This window comes from Streptomyces gobitricini (assembly GCF_039532985.1).
GTDB lineage: Bacteria > Actinomycetota > Actinomycetes > Streptomycetales > Streptomycetaceae > Streptomyces > Streptomyces gobitricini.
Window position 1 is genome coordinate 190,541 of record NZ_BAAASR010000016.1, and the last position, 14,630, is coordinate 205,170.

The window sequence follows — 14,630 nt, forward strand, 5'->3', positions numbered from 1 at the left end:
TCGGCGACTGAATTCGAACATTTATTTTATTTACGGGAGGCATGGCCCCATTCAGCGGGGGGTTCCCCGGCCGGTCCGGTGCCAGCGGCGCAGCAGGCCTTCCGGCACCTCCTCCGCGGTGAGCGCGAAGACGAGATGGTCGCGCCAGGCGCCGTCGATGTGGAGGTAGCGCGGGCGCAGCCCCTCCTCGCGGAACCCCAGTTTCTCCACGACGCGGCGGCTCGGCGTGTTCTCGGGCCGGATGCACACCTCGATCCGGTGCAGGCCGACCGTGCGGAAACAGTGGTCGACGGCGAGCGCCACGGAGGTCGGTATGACTCCCCGGCCGGCGACGTCGCGGTCCACCCAGTAGCCCACGTGGCCCGAGCACATGGAGCCCCAGGTGATGCCCGCCACCGTCAGCTGGCCTACCAGCCGGCCCTCGTACTCGACGACGAACGGCAGCATGCGCCCCGCGTTCGCCTCCGCGCGCAGGTGGCGGACCATCTGGCGGTACGTCGGGCGCTGCGCGAGCGGTACGCCCGGCGCGGGCGGCGGAATGGTCGCCTCCCAGGGGCGCAGCCAGTCGCGGTTGCGCCGGTTGACCTCGCGCCACTCCCGCTGGTCGCGCAGCTTTATCGGCCGCAGGACCACGGCGCCGTCCGCCAGCGTCACGGGCCAGGCCGGGATCATGACGGTCTGGGGTGGTCGCCGCCGCGCAACTGGTCGACCGCGTGGACCAGGAGCCGTTCCAGGACGGCGAGACCGTCGCGGACGCCGCCGGTGGAGCCGGGCAGGTTGACGATCAGGGTGCGGCCGGCCACCCCGGCCAGGCCCCGGGACAGGGCGGCCGTCGGCACCTTGTCGCGGCCGTGGGCGCGGATGGCCTCCGGGATGCCGGGGACCTCGTGGTCGAGGACGCGGCGGGTGACGTCGGGGGTGCGGTCGGTCGGCGAGACGCCGGTGCCGCCGGTGGTGAGGATGACGTCGTACCCGGCGTCGATCCCGGCGCGCAGCGCCGCCTCGACGGGGTCGCCGTCGGGCACGACCTGGGGCCCGTCGACGGTGAAGCCCAGACCGGCGAGCCCCTGGGCGAGGATGGGGCCGCCCTTGTCCTCGTACACCCCGGCGGATGCCCGGTTCGAGGCGGTGACGACGAGGGCGCGGTAGGGGGCGGCACCGGCGGGGACGTGCTCCGGCTCAGGGGCGTGCGGGGCGGGTGCGGGGGCGTGCGGAGCGACGGGGTGCTCCGGCTCGTCGGCGTGCGCGCCGTGGACCTGCCCGGCCCGGGGCGTCACGCCTGCGCCCCTTCCGCCTCGGTGCGCCGGTAGTGGCCGGACTTGCCGCCCGTCTTCTCCTCCACCCGTACGTCGGTGATGACGGCCGCCTTGTCGACGGCCTTGATCATGTCGACGACGGTCAGCGCGGCCACCGACACGGCCGTGAGTGCCTCCATCTCGACGCCCGTGCGATCGGTGGTCTTCACGGTCGCCGCGATCTCGACCGCGTCGTCCGCGACCGACAGGTCGAGCTTCACCCCCGAGACGGCCAGCGGGTGGCACAGCGGGATGAGGTCGGGGGTGCGCTTGGCGCCCATGATGCCGGCGATACGGGCGGTGGCGAGGGCATCGCCCTTGGGGACGCCCTCACCGCGCAGCAGCTCGATCACCCGGGGGGAGACAAGGACCCGGCCGGTGGCGCGGGCGGTCCGGGCGGTGATGTCCTTCTCGGAGACGTCGACCATACGGGCCGCCCCCGACTCGTCGATATGCGTCAGGCTGCCTTGCGTACTCACTGCTGAACTCCGCCTCGCGTGTTCCGGCGCCGATTGCCCCGCACGGCCATTGTCGCTCCGGCGGGGGCCGGGGGTGGTCCCCCGGGAAGGCACAGCGGCAGACACGGTACCGCCACGCCGAGGGCACCTCCACGCCCGCACGGGGGTCCCCCGCGCCCGGACGGAGCAGGGGGATCCCGGGGGGGGGACCGGGGGGCCGGGGTGAGTCATCCGATGAGGACCACGTCCAGTTCGTCGCCCGGCTCGACCGCGGTGGTGTCCTCGGGGACGACGAGCAGCGCGTCCGCGTGCGCGAGGGCGGCGATCAGGTGGGACCCGGTACCACCCACCGGGGTGGCGGTGCCGGCCTCGGCGTCGTACGTGCCGCGCAGGAACTGGCGCTTGCCGGCCGGTGAGGACAGCGGCCCGCCGGCGGCCAGGGCGGCACGCACGCGTGGCCGCCGGGCGTCCTTGACGTCCCCCAGGCCCATCAGCGCGCGGATCGCCGGCCGGACGAACAGCTCGAAGGAGACGTAGGAGGAGACCGGGTTGCCGGGCAGGGCGAGCAGCGGGGTGTGCTCGGGACCGATGGAGCCGAAGCCCTGCGGCTTGCCCGGCTGCATGGCGAGCCTGCGGAAGTCGATCCCGCTGCCCGGTTCGTCCTCGTCGCCCACCGAGGACAGGGCCTCCTTGACCACGTCGTACGCGCCGACGCTGACCCCGCCGGTGGTGACCAGCAGGTCGGCGCGGATCAGCTGGTCCTCGATGGCGGCCCGCAGCGTCGCGGCGTCGTCGGTGACGGCGCCGACCCGGTAGGCGATGGCGCCCGCGTCCCGCGCGGCGGCCGCCAGGGCGAAGCTGTTGGAGTCGTAGATCCGGCCCTCGCCCAGCTCCTCGCCGGGCTGGACCAGTTCGCTCCCGGTGGAGATCACGACCACGCGCGGGCGGGGGCGCACCCGGACGGTGCCGCGGCCGATGGCGGCGAGCAGGCCGATCTGCGGCGGGCCGAGGACCGTGCCGGCCTCCAGGGCCAGGTCGCCGGCCTGCACGTCGCTGCCCCGCGCGCGGACATGGGCGCGGGCCGCCGCCGGGCGGTGGACGCGGACCTCGCCGGTGGCGCCCTCGGGGGCGGCGCTCGCGGCCCGCATGCCGGTGGCGGGCGCGCCGCCGGTACCGCCGTCGGTCCACTCGACCGGGACGACGGCCTCGGCGCCGGGCGGCAGCGGGGCACCGGTCATGATGCGGGCGGCCTGGCCGGGGCCTACGGTGGGCAGTCCCGCGCTGCCCGCCGCCACGTCGCCGATGACCTTGAGCACCGCGGGGAACTCCTCGGTGGCGCCGGTGACATCGGCGATCCGTACCGCGTACCCGTCCATGGAGCTGTTGTCGAAGGGCGGCAGGGCGACGGGCACCATGACGTCCTCCACCAGGACACAGCCCTGGGCGTCGGGCAGCTGCAGCTCGATGGGCTCGAGCGGGTGGACCGCCTGGAGGATGTCCTCCAGGTGCTCGTCCACCGACCAGGTCGTACTCACAGTCCCTGCATCTCCTCGGTGACGTAACCGCGCAGCCAGTTCCGGAAGTCCGGTCCCAGATCCTCACGTTCGCACGCGAGTCTGACAATGGCCCTCAGGTAGTCGCCGCGGTCACCGGTGTCGTAGCGGCGGCCCTTGAAGACGACGCCGTGCACCGGGCCGCCCACCGACTCGTCGGCGGCGAGCTTCTGCAGGGCGTCGGTCAGCTGGATCTCGCCGCCCCGGCCGGGCCCGGTCTCGCGCAGTATCCCGAAGACGGCCGGGTCGAGCACATAGCGGCCGATGATGGCGTAATTGCTGGGCGCCTCGGCCCGGTCGGGCTTTTCGACCAGGTTGGACACCTTTACGACGTCGGCGTCGCCGGTGGGCCCGACGGCCGCGCAGCCGTAGAGGTGAATCTGCGACGGGTCGACCTCCATGAGGGCGACGACGCTGCCGCCCTCGCGCTCCCGCACCTCGACCATGCGGGCCAGCAGCGGGTCGCGCGGGTCGATGAGGTCGTCACCGAGGAGGACGGCGAACGGCTCGTCGCCGACGTGGGGGGCGGCGCACAGGACGGCGTGGCCGAGCCCGCGCGGGTCGCCCTGGCGGACGTAGTGCATGGTGGCCAGGTCGCTGGACTCCTGGACCTTGGCGAGGCGCTCCTGGTCGCCCTTCTTGATGAGGGCCTCTTCGAGCTCGTAGTTGCGGTCGAAGTGGTCCTCGAGGGGCCGCTTGTTGCGGCCGGTGATCATCAGCACGTCGGAGAGGCCGGCACCGACGGCCTCCTCGACCACGTACTGGATGGCGGGCTTGTCGACCACAGGCAGCATCTCTTTTGGAGTGGCTTTCGTGGCCGGCAGGAACCTGGTGCCGAGGCCGGCGGCGGGGATGACAGCCTTGCTGATCCTGGGGTGCGACTCGTTCATGCGGAGCACCATATCCGGTCGGTATGGGCGGAAGATTCACTTCCCTTTGCCTTCATGCCCATACGACCACTAATGAGAGGCTTTGTGAGGTATTGGTGGCCGACGACATGTCCGAAAAGGGCGCTCTGCGGCGCCAACTGCTGGCCGCTCGCGCCCTCCTGACCAGTGATGACGTCCAAAAGGCCGCTGTGGTTCTCGCGGACATCGCCCTGAACCTGCCCGAGCTGAGGCGGGCCTGGACGGTCGCCGCGTACGTTTCCATGGGGAGCGAACCGGGCACGCGCGCGTTGCTCGACGTGCTGCGCGAGCGGGGAGTCCGCGTCCTGCTGCCGGTCCTGCTGGAGGACAACGACCTCGACTGGGCGGTCTACGAAGGCGCCGAGCGGCTCGTACGGGCCCGGCGCGGGCTCCTGGAGCCCACGGGTCCCCGGCTGGGCGTGGACGCCGTCCTGACGGCCGACACGGTCCTCCTGCCCGGCCTGGCGGTGGACGCGCGGGGCATGCGGCTGGGCCGCGGAGGGGGCTCGTACGACCGGGTGCTGGCCCGCGTCGCCCGGTCGGGGCTCGATCCGGCCCTGGTGGTGCTCCTGTACGCGAACGAGGTGGTCGAGCGGGTCCCGGAGGAACCGCACGACCACCCCGTGCACGCGGTGGTGACCCCGGAGGTCACCCTCCGCTTCCGGGCCTGAGGGGCCCGTCCGGTCAGGTGGCCTACGGCGTCAGCACGAGCGTGTCGGCGGTGGCGGCGTCGACCGCCTGCTTGCCGTAGGCCCAGTCGAGCAGCTCACCCTTGGCCCACTTGTCCGTCTGGTCGATGTAGTGGGCGTTGTAGGCGTGTCCGGAGGCGCCGGTCAGGTTGATCCAGCGGGACTTGTCCCAGTCGCCGACGTTCACCACCATCCGCATCGACGGCACCCACACGACCCCGTACCCACCGGCCGCGTTCCAGCCGGTGGCGTTGACCGCCGCCTCGCCGCCGGAGAGGTTCCAGGGGCCCCGGTTGAGCAGGGACTGGATGAAGCCCGGCCCCTCCGTACCGAGGGTCTGGTTCTTCAGCGTCAACTGGTGCAGCCGGCCCCAGCTCCAGCTGTTGACGTCCTTGCCGAGCTTGGCGGTCAGCTCCCAGCGGGCGTCCACCATGGCGCGCTTCAGCAGCTGGTCACGGGTGACGGTGCCGTCCCGGTCCGTACGGGTGGGGGCGGACTTCCACCACTCGTTCTTCTCGTCCTGCAGGATCCGGCGGACCACTTCGTACCAGCGGTCGCCGCCGTCCGGCTGGGCCGTCTCGGCGTCGCGCTGGCCGCACTCGCGCACCAGCCGGTCCTGCTCGTCGACCGGCCCGGTGGAGTCGGCCGGGCGGACGTTGAGGCACTCGCCCTTCACCCGCAGCTCCTTGGGCAGCTTGTCGCCGAAGGAGAGCTTGAGGACGTTGCGCCAGACGCCGTTGAAGTAGGCGGCCGCCGCGGAGTCCGCCTCCTGGGTGTAATTCCAGCCTTCGAGGAGCTTCTGCGCCTCACGGACGTGCGCGTCCGAGATGTCGATCTTCAGCAGGTAGGGCGTCAGCAGCTTGGCGATCTCGCTGCTGTTGTCCATCTGCATCGCGCGCATGTCCTCGGTCGAGACCTTGGCCCCGTCCTTGGTCTTGGACTCGATCAGGTCGTTGATGCGCTGGCTGCGCGATCCGTAACCCCAGTCCTCGGTGAGCAGGTACGGGTACTTCCCGGCGTCGATGACGGCCTGGTTGGCGGTCACGATGTAACCGCGTTCCGGGTTCTCCTCGTAGGGCAGCTCGTCGAAGGGGACGTACGCCTTCTTCCACGTGTACTTCTTGTCCCAGCCGGGCGCCGGCATGGTGCCGTCGTGGCCCTTCTGGCGGACCGGGATCCTGCCGGGGGCCTGGTAGCCGATGTTGCCCTCGGCGCCCTTGGCGTCGGCGTAGATCAGGTTCTGGGAGGGCACGTCGAAGTCGCGGGCGGCCTCGCGGAACTGCTTGAAGTCGGTGGCGCGGTTCAGCTTGAACACGGCCTCCATGGACCTGCCCGGGTCCAGCGCGGTCCAGCGCAGGGCGACCGCGTAGCCGTCGCCGCGGTCGGGGGCGAGGGTGTCGACGGGGGCCTCGTCGCCGACCTTCTCCAGCTCGTTGCTGCGGTCGGAGACCAGGGGCCCGTGGTTCGTCGTCCGGACCGTGATCTTCCTGCTCTTGGCACCGGCGATCTTGATGACCTCTTCGCGGGTGACGAAGGGCCGTTCCTTGCCGTCGTACAGGTAGCCGCTGTCGGTGATCTTCTCCAGGTACAGGTCGCTGACGTCCGCGCCCAGGTTGGTGAAGCCCCAGGCGATGTCCTGGTTGTGGCCGATGATCACGCCGGGCATTCCCGAGAACGTGTAGCCGGACACGTCGTAGCGGCACTTGTCCGAGACGGAGCGGCAGTGCAGGCCCATCTGGTACCAGAGCGAGGGCAGCTGGGGCGCCAGGTGCGGGTCGTTGGCCAGCAGCGGCTTGCCGGTCGTCGTGTACTTGCCCGAGACGACCCAGGAGTTGGACCCGATGCCGTTGCCGTTGGGACCGAGCAGGGCGGGAATCTTCTCCAGGGAGGCGGACAGTGCCGACAACTGCGACTGGAGGCCCTCGGTGGCGCCCTGGGCGGTGCCGGCGCCACCGCTCCGGCCGGTGTTCTGACCGGAGTCCTGGCCGTCGCTCTGGCGGGAGTCCCGGCCGTCGCTCTGCCCGGAGTCCTGGCCACTGCCGGTCTCCGTGTCCTGGGTGCCGCCCCGCACGGACGGGTCGAACTTCCCGGTGGCCTCGTCGACGCCGCCCTTGTCCACGATCGGACGGTGCAGGTCGTACGGGTACGCGGGGTAGAGGTCCTTGATCTGCTTCTCGCTGAGCCTGCTGGTCATCAAGGAACGGTCGATCTCCTCCTGCATGTTGCCGCGCAGGTCCCAGGCCATGGCCTTGAGCCAGGCCACGGAGTCGACCGGCGTCCAGGGCTCGATCGCGTAGTCGTTGCTGAAGGCGAGGGCGGCGTACTCGACGGAGATGTCACGGCCCTCCTTGCCCTTCAGGTAGGCGTTGACGCCGTCCGCGTACGCCTGGAGGTTCTTCTTGGTCTCCGGCGACAGGAGCTTGTCGTACTCCTCCTGCGCCACCCGGTGCCAGCCCAGGGTGCGCAGGAAGGCGTCCGTCTCGACCTGGCCCTTGCCGAACATCTCGGACAGGCGCCCGGCCGTCATGTGCCGGCGGACGTCCATCTCCCAGAACCGGTCCTGTGCCTGGACGTACCCCTGGGCACGGAACAGGTCCTCGTCGGTGGAGGCGTAGATCTGCGGGACGCCGTAGTCGTCCCGTTTCACGTCGACGGGTCCGGAGAGACCGTCGAGCTTGAGGGTGCCGGTGGTCTGCGGGAAGGGGGCGCGTACGGTGCTGACGCCCCAGTAGGCGCCGTAGCCGACTCCCGCGACCAGCGCCAGCACCAGGGCGATCACGAGCAGACGGGCGCGTCGCCCCTTCTTCTTGGTGGAAGCGGCGGTGGTGTTGGCGGGCATCGCTGTCCTTCGAGGCGCAGTCTGGTCCTGGAGTGCTGGAGCAACCATAGGCGCAGCGCCCGCCCGGCCCGGACGCGGTGTCAGTAAGGAGCCCCTCCCTGGGACCCTCCACAGGCGCCGCGCACCCCGGACCGTACCCGGACCCGAGCGCCGGGCGGGCATCAAGGAAGCGTTAATGATTAGGTAAGGTAACGAAGTACCGCGGCGGGAACGATCCGGCGTGCATGTGAGGAAAGGGTCGGCCACTGACTGTCCACCAGCTCAACGAACTCCTGTTCATCTGCTCGCTCGTGCTGCTCATCGCCGTCGCGGCGGTGCGGATCTCCTCCCGGAGCGGGCTCCCCAGCCTGCTGCTGTACCTCGGGATCGGGGTCGCCATCGGGCAGGACGGGATCGGCAAGGTCCAGTTCGACAATGCCGAACTGACCCAGGTGATCGGCTATGCCGCGCTTGTGGTGATCCTGGCCGAGGGCGGCCTGGGCACCCAGTGGAAGGAGATCAGACCCGCGTTGCCCATGGCGGCGGTCATGTCGACCGTCGGCGTCGCGGTGAGTGTGGGCGTCACGGCGGCGGCGGCGCACTACTGGGTGGGCCTGGAGTGGCGGCAGGCATTGATCATCGGCGCGGTCGTCTCCTCGACGGACGCCGCCGCCGTCTTCTCCGTCCTGCGCAAGGTGCCCCTCCCGTCGCGGGTGACGGGCACCCTGGAGGCCGAGTCCGGCTTCAACGACGCCCCCGTCGTGATCCTGGTGGTGGCCTTCTCCACGACCGGCCCGGTCGACAGCTGGTACGTGCTGCTCGGCACGATCGCGATGGAGCTGGCCATCGGCGCGGCCATCGGACTGGCCGTCGGCCTCCTGGGCTCGTTCGGGCTGCGGCACGTGGCCCTGCCCGCCTCCGGCCTGTACCCGATCGCCGTGATGGCCATCGCCGTGGTGGCGTACGCGGCCGGTGCCATGGCGCACGGCAGCGGCTTCCTCGCGGTGTACCTGGCCTCGGTGATCCTGGGCAACGCCAAGCTGCCGCACGCGCCCGCCAACCGCGGTTTCGCGGAGGGCCTGGGCTGGATCGCCCAGATCGGCATGTTCGTCCTGCTCGGCCTGCTGGTGACCCCGCACGAGCTGATCGACGACTTCTGGCCGGCGGTGATGGTCGGGCTGGTCCTGACGGCGGTGGCCCGGCCGCTCTCCGTCGCCCTGAGCCTGCTGCCCTTCCGCATCCCCTGGCAGGAGCAGACCCTGATGTCCTGGGCGGGACTGCGGGGCGCGGTGCCCATCATCCTGGCGACCATCCCCATGGTGTCCGGGATCGAGGGCAGCGAGAAGGTCTTCAACATCGTCTTCGTACTCGTGGTGGTCTACACGCTGGTCCAGGGCCCGACCCTGCCCTGGCTGGCCAGGGCGCTGCGGCTGGGCGACTCGGCCGAGGCGGCCGATCTGGGTGTCGAGTCGGCTCCCCTGGAACGGCTGCGGGGACACCTGCTCTCGGTGGCCATCCCGGAGAGGTCCCGGATGCATGGCGTGGAGGTCGCGGAACTGCGGCTGCCGCCGGGAGCGGCGGTCACGCTCGTCGTGCGGGACGACGAGAGCTTCGTGCCCTCGCCGACGACCGTACTGCGGCGCGGTGACGAGCTGCTGGTGGTGGCGACGGACCCGGTCCGGGACGCCGCCGAGCGGCGCCTGCGGGCGGTGGGCCAGGGCGGCAAGCTGGCCGGCTGGCTGGGCACCGGCGGGAACGGCGGAAGGTGACGGCCCCCGGCCCGGCGGCGGCCGGGGACGGGCGGGACGCGGCGTACCGGAAGATGAACGTCCGGTTAATCGGAGGTGAGGTCTCCGCCGTATCGGCCATTTCACAGGCACCGCACCCGCTCAGCCCTGTACCATGAAGGCACACTGATCGACCAACTCTGCCTGACGCAGAGCTGGCGCGACCGTATGGCGGCCGTGACGCTCCTCCGCAGAGCCCGGCATCTACCGCAGTTCCGCGCAAGAGGACAGCTCTCGGCGGCTCCCGACACCCAGGGGAGCGCTACCAGGCGGCAGAAAGGCACGGGCCGTGCCCTCCGCTGTAGACACAGCCACGGTCACCCCCTCGGACACCTCTCGGCGTCCCGGCTACGGGCAGCTTCTGCGCACACCCGGCGCATGGACGTTCCTGCTCCCCGGATTCGCCGCGCGGCAGCCCTTCGCGATGCTGACCATCGGCATCGTCCTGCTGGTCCAGCACACCACCGGTTCGTACGGCAGCGCCGGCGCCGTCGCCGCGTTCACCGGGGTCTCCATGGCCCTGTTCGCACCGCAGAGCGGCAAGCTCGCCGACCGCTTCGGTCAGCGCGCCGTCCTGGTCCCCGGCGTGCTCGTGCACACCCTGTCGGTGGTGGCCCTGACGGCGCTCGCGCTGGCGGACGCCCCCCTGTGGGTCCTGTTCGCGGCGGCGGTGCCGACCGGCGCCTCCGTGCCGCAGATCGGCCCCATGGTGCGGTCCCGCTGGGCCGCCAAGCTCGAAGGGTCACCGCTGATGTCGACCGCGGCGGCCTTCGAGTCCGTGACGGACGAGTTCACGTTCGTGGTCGGCCCCGTCCTCGCCACCGCGCTGTGCACCGGCGTTCACCCCGCGGCCGGTCTGATCGCCGAGGCCGCGCTGACGCTGACCGGCGGCCTGCTGTTCGCCGCCCAGCGCGGCACCCAGCCCGCGCACGGCCTGACCGCCGGCCACGCGCGCGTGGAGCGCGTCTCCGCCCTGTCCGTGCCCGGCGTACGGGTCCTCGCCATCGCCTTCCTCGGCATCGGGTCCGTCTTCGGCGGCATGCAGGTCTCGCTGACCGCGTTCACCGAGGAGATCGGGCAGCCCGGCATGAACGGTCTGCTGTACGGCCTCTTCGCCGCCGGCAACATGCTGGCCGGTGTCGCCGTCGGCGCCATCGCCTGGAAGTCCGGTCCCCGCCGCCGGCTGTTCCTCGGCTACGCGGGCCTGACCGTCGCCGCGTCGCTGTTGTGGTCCGCCCACTCCGTGGTGCTGCTCGGCGCGCTGGGCCTGATCGTCGGCCTGTGCATCGCCCCCGCGCTGATCACCGGCTACACGCTGGTCGAGTCGCTGGTCCCGGCGTCCGCCCGGACCGAGGCGTTCACCTGGCTGACGGGCGCCGTGGCGCTCGGCCAGGCGGCCGCCGTGACGGTGGCCGGGCGGCTGGCGGACGGGCACGGCGCGAGCGCCGGTTTCCTGGTCCCGCTGGCCGGTACGGCCATGGCGCTGGCCACCCTGGTGGCGCTCCGGTCGCGGCTCGCGCCGCGTCCGGCGACCCGGACCGTGGCACGTGGCGTCGGTCACCGCGTACCCGTGACGGTGGACTGATCCGTCGGAATACGTCAGTATGGACTGTCGTTAGCACTCAATGAGTGAGAGTGCCAGGAGGAAGACAAGTGCCGACCTACCAGTACCAGTGCACCGAGTGCGGCGAGGGCCTCGAGGCGGTGCAGAAGTTCACCGATGACGCCCTGACCGAGTGCCCGAGCTGCCAGGGACGCCTGAAGAAGGTGTTCTCGGCCGTCGGCATTGTCTTCAAGGGCTCCGGCTTCTACCGCAACGACAGCCGTGGCGCGTCGTCCAGCAGCTCGCCGGCTTCGAAGTCGAGCTCCTCGGGTTCGACGAGCTCGTCCGACTCCGCGTCGGGCTCCTCTTCGAGCTCGTCTTCGAGCTCCGCGTCGTCGGACTCCAAGCCCGCCACGTCGAGCGCGGCCGGAAGCTCCAGCTCCGCCGCCTGATCCGGCTCCCCGGGACCCTGCCGTTTCTGCCACGGCGGGGTCCTCGGCGCATCCGGGCACGGCTAGGGTGAGCCGCATGGCGAACGCAGTTGAGGCAGGCAACGGCGCGGGGGACCGTGGTGACGGCGGCCTGCGCGCGGACATCGGCGTGATCGGCGGCTCCGGCTTCTACTCCTTCCTGGAGGACGTGACCGAAGTCCGGGTGACCACCCCGTACGGCAGCCCGAGCGACTCGCTGTTCTTCGGCGAGCTGGCCGGGCGCCGAGTCGTCTTCCTGCCCCGGCACGGGCGCGGCCACCATCTGCCGCCGCACCGCATCAACTACCGGGCCAACCTGTGGGCGCTCCGCTCGGTCGGCGTACGCCAGATCCTCGGGCCGTGCGCGGTGGGCGGCCTGCGACCCGAGTACGGCCCGGGCACGCTGCTGGTACCGGACCAGCTGGTGGACCGGACGAAGAACCGCACACAGACGTACTTCGACGGGGAGCCGCTGGCGGACGGGACCGTGCCGAACGTGGTGCACACCTCGTTCGCCGATCCTTACTGCCCGGACGGCCGCAAGGTGGCCCTCGCCGCGGCGCACGGACGGGGCTGGGAGGCGGTGGACGGCGGGACCATGGTCGTCGTCGAGGGCCCCCGCTTCTCCACGCGCGCCGAGTCGCGGTGGCACGCCGCGATGGGCTGGTCGGTGGTCGGCATGACCGGGCACCCCGAGGCCTGCCTCGCTCGTGAGCTGGGTCTCTGCTACACCTCGATGGCGCTGGTGACGGACCTCGACGCGGGCGCCGAGACCGGTGACGGCGTCTCGCACACCGAGGTGCTGCGGGTCTTCGGGGAGAACGTGGGCCGGCTGCGGGAGGTGCTCTTCGACGCGGTCGCCGGGCTGCCCGAGACCGTAAGCCGCTCGTGCCTGTGCACGCACGCGCACGACGGGTGGGACCTCGGCATCGAGCTGCCGTGACCTGACCGGCGGACGCCCCGGCGGCTGTGACCAGGGCGTCCGACCTCCGTGATCGGGACCGCCCGGGGGACACCCCGGCGGAGGGGCCTGGGCACCGAGCTGCCGGGAACGCGGTGGAGGGGCACCCGCGCGGGTGACGGGGCTGTCCACATCGCGGGGGTTGTCCACAGGCACGAGCGGGATCGGCGGAGTCACGGGATCGTGAGGGCGTCGGCGGACAGCCGGCGGAGTTGATGCCCGGTCCCGGTCTCCCACGGCAGGCGGTGGTCGCCATGACGTCCCGTTCCCTCTCCTCTCCTTCTTCCTCCCTCCCCTCCTCTTCTTCCCTGTCCTCCTCCCTGTCCTCCGCTCCCCCGTGCGGGTTTCCCGTGGCACGCGGGGCCGCGGTGCCGGTGCCCGAGACGCACGGGGTGCCGCAGTTCCCGCCGCTGCGGGTCCGAGGCGGGCGCCATCGGTTGCGCCGGGCCGTACGACGGCGGCGGCGGGCGATGGCGGCGGGGCTCGCCATGGCGGCTGCCGCGCTGGCCGCCTCCGCTCCGGGGTCCCGCGGGCCCGCCGAGGCGGACCGGCCACCGGCCGCGGCGGCTCCGGAGCGGGAGCGGAAGCCGGTCGAGGTGGTGTCCGCTCCGGTACGGATCGCCGACGGCGCCACGGTGCGGCTGCTGCGGCCCGGCGACCGCGTCGACGTGATCGCGTCGCCGGTCTCACCGTCGGCGGAGCGTGAGGACAGCGCCCGTGTGGTTGCCCGGGGCGCCCGCGTGGAGAAGGTGCCGCCCGCGCAGGGCGAGGCAGCGGCATCGGACGGCGGTGCGCTCGTGGTGTTGGCCGTCCCGCGTGGGATCGCCGCCGAACTGGCCGGCGCGGGGACGACGTCCCGTCTGGCCGTGACGCTGTGCTGAGCCGCCCCGGAGCGCGCGCCCGTCGCACGGAATGCCTGTCACGTCACCTGTCCGTGTGTACGGATTGGACGGTTGTCCACGACGCCCGGCGTAATGACTGCGCCAACTGCACAAGCGACGAAAGGCACCGTGGTGAGCCAGGAGAAGAACCAGAACTTGCTGGAAGGCTTCAAGGCCTTCCTCCTGCGCGGGAACGTGATCGACCTGGCGGTCGCGGTGGTGATCGGCGCCGCGTTCACCAACATCGTGAACGCGATCGTCAAGGGGGTGATCAGTCCGGTCGTCGGTGCGTTCGGCACCAAGAACCTGGAGAGCTACCGGTCGTGCCTGAAAGCCCCGTGCCAGGTGAACGAGAGTGGCGAGGTCGTCCAGGGCGTCGCGATCCTCTGGGGCTCGGTGCTCAGTGCCACGCTCAGCTTCCTGATCACCGCGGCCGTCGTCTACTTCCTGATGGTGCTGCCCATGGCGCGGTACCTGGCCCGCCGGGCAGCTCTGCAGAAAGAGAGGCGGGGCGTGGAGGAGGCGCTGGAGGTCACCGAGCTGGAACTCCTCAAGGACATCCGGGACGCCCTCGTCGCCCAGCGCGGAGCGGAGCGGGGCGCCCCGTAGGGACGTCGGCTCAGAGGTGGTGCGGCGGCTTCTCGTCCAGGAAACGTGCGAGGTCGGCGGCGCTGCCGCCGGCCGGAGGCCGCTCGCCCCACCCACGGTCCGTATCGTCCGCTGACGTCTGGTCCAGCGGATCGTCGAAGATCAGCGCCGGCGTCCTCTTCCTGGGACGTGCCGGACCGGCCGGACTCGTCGGATCGGCCGGAGCGCTGGGACTGTCCGGACCGTTATGGCTGTCCGGGTCCGCGCTGTCCGGGCTCTGCGTGTTCTTCGGATCCTGCGGGTTCTTCGGATCTTGCGTGTTCTTCGGATTCTGCGGGTACTTCTCTTCCTCCGGCGCCGATTCGCTCTTCGCATCGCGCGGTCCGGGGGCGGGGGCGGTCCTCATACCCCCAGCGTACGCCGGGTGTCAGCGGTCGTCAGGGGTGAGCGGCCGTGAGGTGCGGCCCGCGCCCCACCGTTCGTCGACGACTGCCGTCATGCCCCGGAGCCCACCGACCACCACCGCGAGCGCCGGCGTGGGGGCGGGCCCTGGCCCCGGGTGGGGCGGCGGATCCGCGGATCGCCGCAGCCGCGGGGTGTGCCGTTGGCGGGCCGGGCTGTTGCGGCGGGGGCGCGGCCGCGGACGTGGACCGGCTTGCACCGGGCTGCGCCGGACCTC

At 71.7% G+C, this 14,630-nt stretch carries 14 protein-coding genes; 7 read left to right on the top strand and 7 right to left on the bottom strand.

What is annotated here, in order from left to right; genetic code table 11:
* Nucleotides 1-51: 51 nt before the first annotated feature.
* From ABD347_RS15170 to galU, 5 genes are all read right to left on the bottom strand, one after another.
* Nucleotides 52-654, bottom strand: coding sequence for a GNAT family N-acetyltransferase (locus ABD347_RS15170; RefSeq protein ID WP_344361200.1), 603 nt, complete (start codon nt 652-654; stop codon nt 52-54).
* 14 nt (nt 655-668) lie between these two features.
* A complete protein-coding gene (locus ABD347_RS15175; RefSeq protein ID WP_344361202.1) occupies nt 669-1,277 on the bottom strand; it encodes a MogA/MoaB family molybdenum cofactor biosynthesis protein in 609 nt (202 codons plus the stop codon).
* Nucleotides 1,274-1,774, bottom strand: coding sequence for a cyclic pyranopterin monophosphate synthase MoaC (gene moaC, locus ABD347_RS15180; protein ID WP_344361205.1), 501 nt, complete (start codon nt 1,772-1,774; stop codon nt 1,274-1,276). Before moaC ends, ABD347_RS15175 begins: the two co-directional genes overlap by 4 nt.
* Nucleotides 1,775-1,980: 206 nt before the next feature.
* Nucleotides 1,981-3,288, bottom strand: a complete 1,308-nt coding sequence (gene glp, locus ABD347_RS15185) for a molybdotransferase-like divisome protein Glp (protein ID WP_344361208.1) — start codon at nt 3,286-3,288, stop codon at nt 1,981-1,983.
* A complete protein-coding gene (galU, locus tag ABD347_RS15190) occupies nt 3,285-4,196 on the bottom strand; it encodes a UTP--glucose-1-phosphate uridylyltransferase GalU (RefSeq protein WP_344361210.1) in 912 nt (303 codons plus the stop codon). Before galU ends, glp begins: the two co-directional genes overlap by 4 nt.
* 107 nt (nt 4,197-4,303) lie before the next feature.
* Here galU and ABD347_RS15195 point away from each other — a divergent pair, with 107 nt between their 5' ends.
* Nucleotides 4,304-4,885, top strand: a complete 582-nt coding sequence (locus ABD347_RS15195) for a 5-formyltetrahydrofolate cyclo-ligase (RefSeq protein ID WP_344361211.1) — start codon at nt 4,304-4,306, stop codon at nt 4,883-4,885.
* Between the two features lie 22 nt (nt 4,886-4,907).
* Here the strand turns inward: ABD347_RS15195 and ABD347_RS15200 are convergent, their stop codons facing one another.
* Nucleotides 4,908-7,742, bottom strand: coding sequence for a penicillin acylase family protein (locus ABD347_RS15200; RefSeq protein ID WP_344361213.1), 2,835 nt, complete (start codon nt 7,740-7,742; stop codon nt 4,908-4,910).
* 290 nt (nt 7,743-8,032) lie between these two features.
* Here ABD347_RS15200 and ABD347_RS15205 point away from each other — a divergent pair, with 290 nt between their 5' ends.
* The 6 genes from ABD347_RS15205 to mscL all read left to right on the top strand — a co-directional run bounded on the left by ABD347_RS15205 (nt 8,033) and on the right by mscL (nt 13,972).
* Entirely contained in the window at nt 8,033-9,490 is a 1,458-nt protein-coding gene (locus ABD347_RS15205; protein ID WP_344361214.1) for a potassium/proton antiporter, read from the top strand.
* Nucleotides 9,491-9,797: 307 nt separating this feature from the next.
* A complete protein-coding gene (locus ABD347_RS15210) occupies nt 9,798-11,093 on the top strand; it encodes an MFS transporter (RefSeq protein ID WP_344361217.1) in 1,296 nt (431 codons plus the stop codon).
* A gap of 68 nt (nt 11,094-11,161) precedes the next feature.
* Nucleotides 11,162-11,503 carry an FmdB family zinc ribbon protein gene (locus ABD347_RS15215; RefSeq protein ID WP_344361220.1) on the top strand — a complete coding sequence of 114 codons (342 nt, stop codon included), beginning with the start codon at nt 11,162-11,164 and terminating at the stop codon, nt 11,501-11,503.
* Nucleotides 11,504-11,579: 76 nt separating this feature from the next.
* Nucleotides 11,580-12,464 carry an S-methyl-5'-thioadenosine phosphorylase gene (locus ABD347_RS15220; protein ID WP_344361222.1) on the top strand — a complete coding sequence of 295 codons (885 nt, stop codon included), beginning with the start codon at nt 11,580-11,582 and terminating at the stop codon, nt 12,462-12,464.
* 272 nt (nt 12,465-12,736) lie between these two features.
* Entirely contained in the window at nt 12,737-13,363 is a 627-nt protein-coding gene (locus tag ABD347_RS15225) for an RcpC/CpaB family pilus assembly protein (RefSeq protein WP_344361224.1), read from the top strand.
* A 93-nt stretch (nt 13,364-13,456) separates the two neighbouring features.
* Nucleotides 13,457-13,972: a large conductance mechanosensitive channel protein MscL gene (mscL, locus tag ABD347_RS15230; protein ID WP_344361226.1), complete on the top strand. Its 516-nt coding sequence runs from the start codon at nt 13,457-13,459 to the stop codon at nt 13,970-13,972.
* Between the two features lie 10 nt (nt 13,973-13,982).
* Here the strand turns inward: mscL and ABD347_RS15235 are convergent, their stop codons facing one another.
* A complete protein-coding gene (locus tag ABD347_RS15235; protein WP_344361317.1) occupies nt 13,983-14,357 on the bottom strand; it encodes a hypothetical protein in 375 nt (124 codons plus the stop codon).
* Nucleotides 14,358-14,630: the final 273 nt, after the last annotated feature.

Bases quoted from the DNA above. Each gene is read 5' to 3' on its own strand.
- galU (WP_344361210.1), bottom strand. From the start codon at position 4,196: ATGAACGAGTCGCACCCCAGGATCAGCAAGGCTGTCATCCCCGCCGCC.
- ABD347_RS15195 (WP_344361211.1), top strand. From the start codon at position 4,304: ATGTCCGAAAAGGGCGCTCTGCGGCGCCAACTGCTGGCCGCTCGCGCC.
- ABD347_RS15200 (WP_344361213.1), bottom strand. From the start codon at position 7,742: ATGCCCGCCAACACCACCGCCGCTTCCACCAAGAAGAAGGGGCGACGC.
- ABD347_RS15220 (WP_344361222.1), top strand. From the start codon at position 11,580: ATGGCGAACGCAGTTGAGGCAGGCAACGGCGCGGGGGACCGTGGTGAC.
- ABD347_RS15225 (WP_344361224.1), top strand. From the start codon at position 12,737: ATGACGTCCCGTTCCCTCTCCTCTCCTTCTTCCTCCCTCCCCTCCTCT.
- mscL (WP_344361226.1), top strand. From the start codon at position 13,457: ATGACTGCGCCAACTGCACAAGCGACGAAAGGCACCGTGGTGAGCCAG.
- ABD347_RS15235 (WP_344361317.1), bottom strand. From the start codon at position 14,357: ATGAGGACCGCCCCCGCCCCCGGACCGCGCGATGCGAAGAGCGAATCG.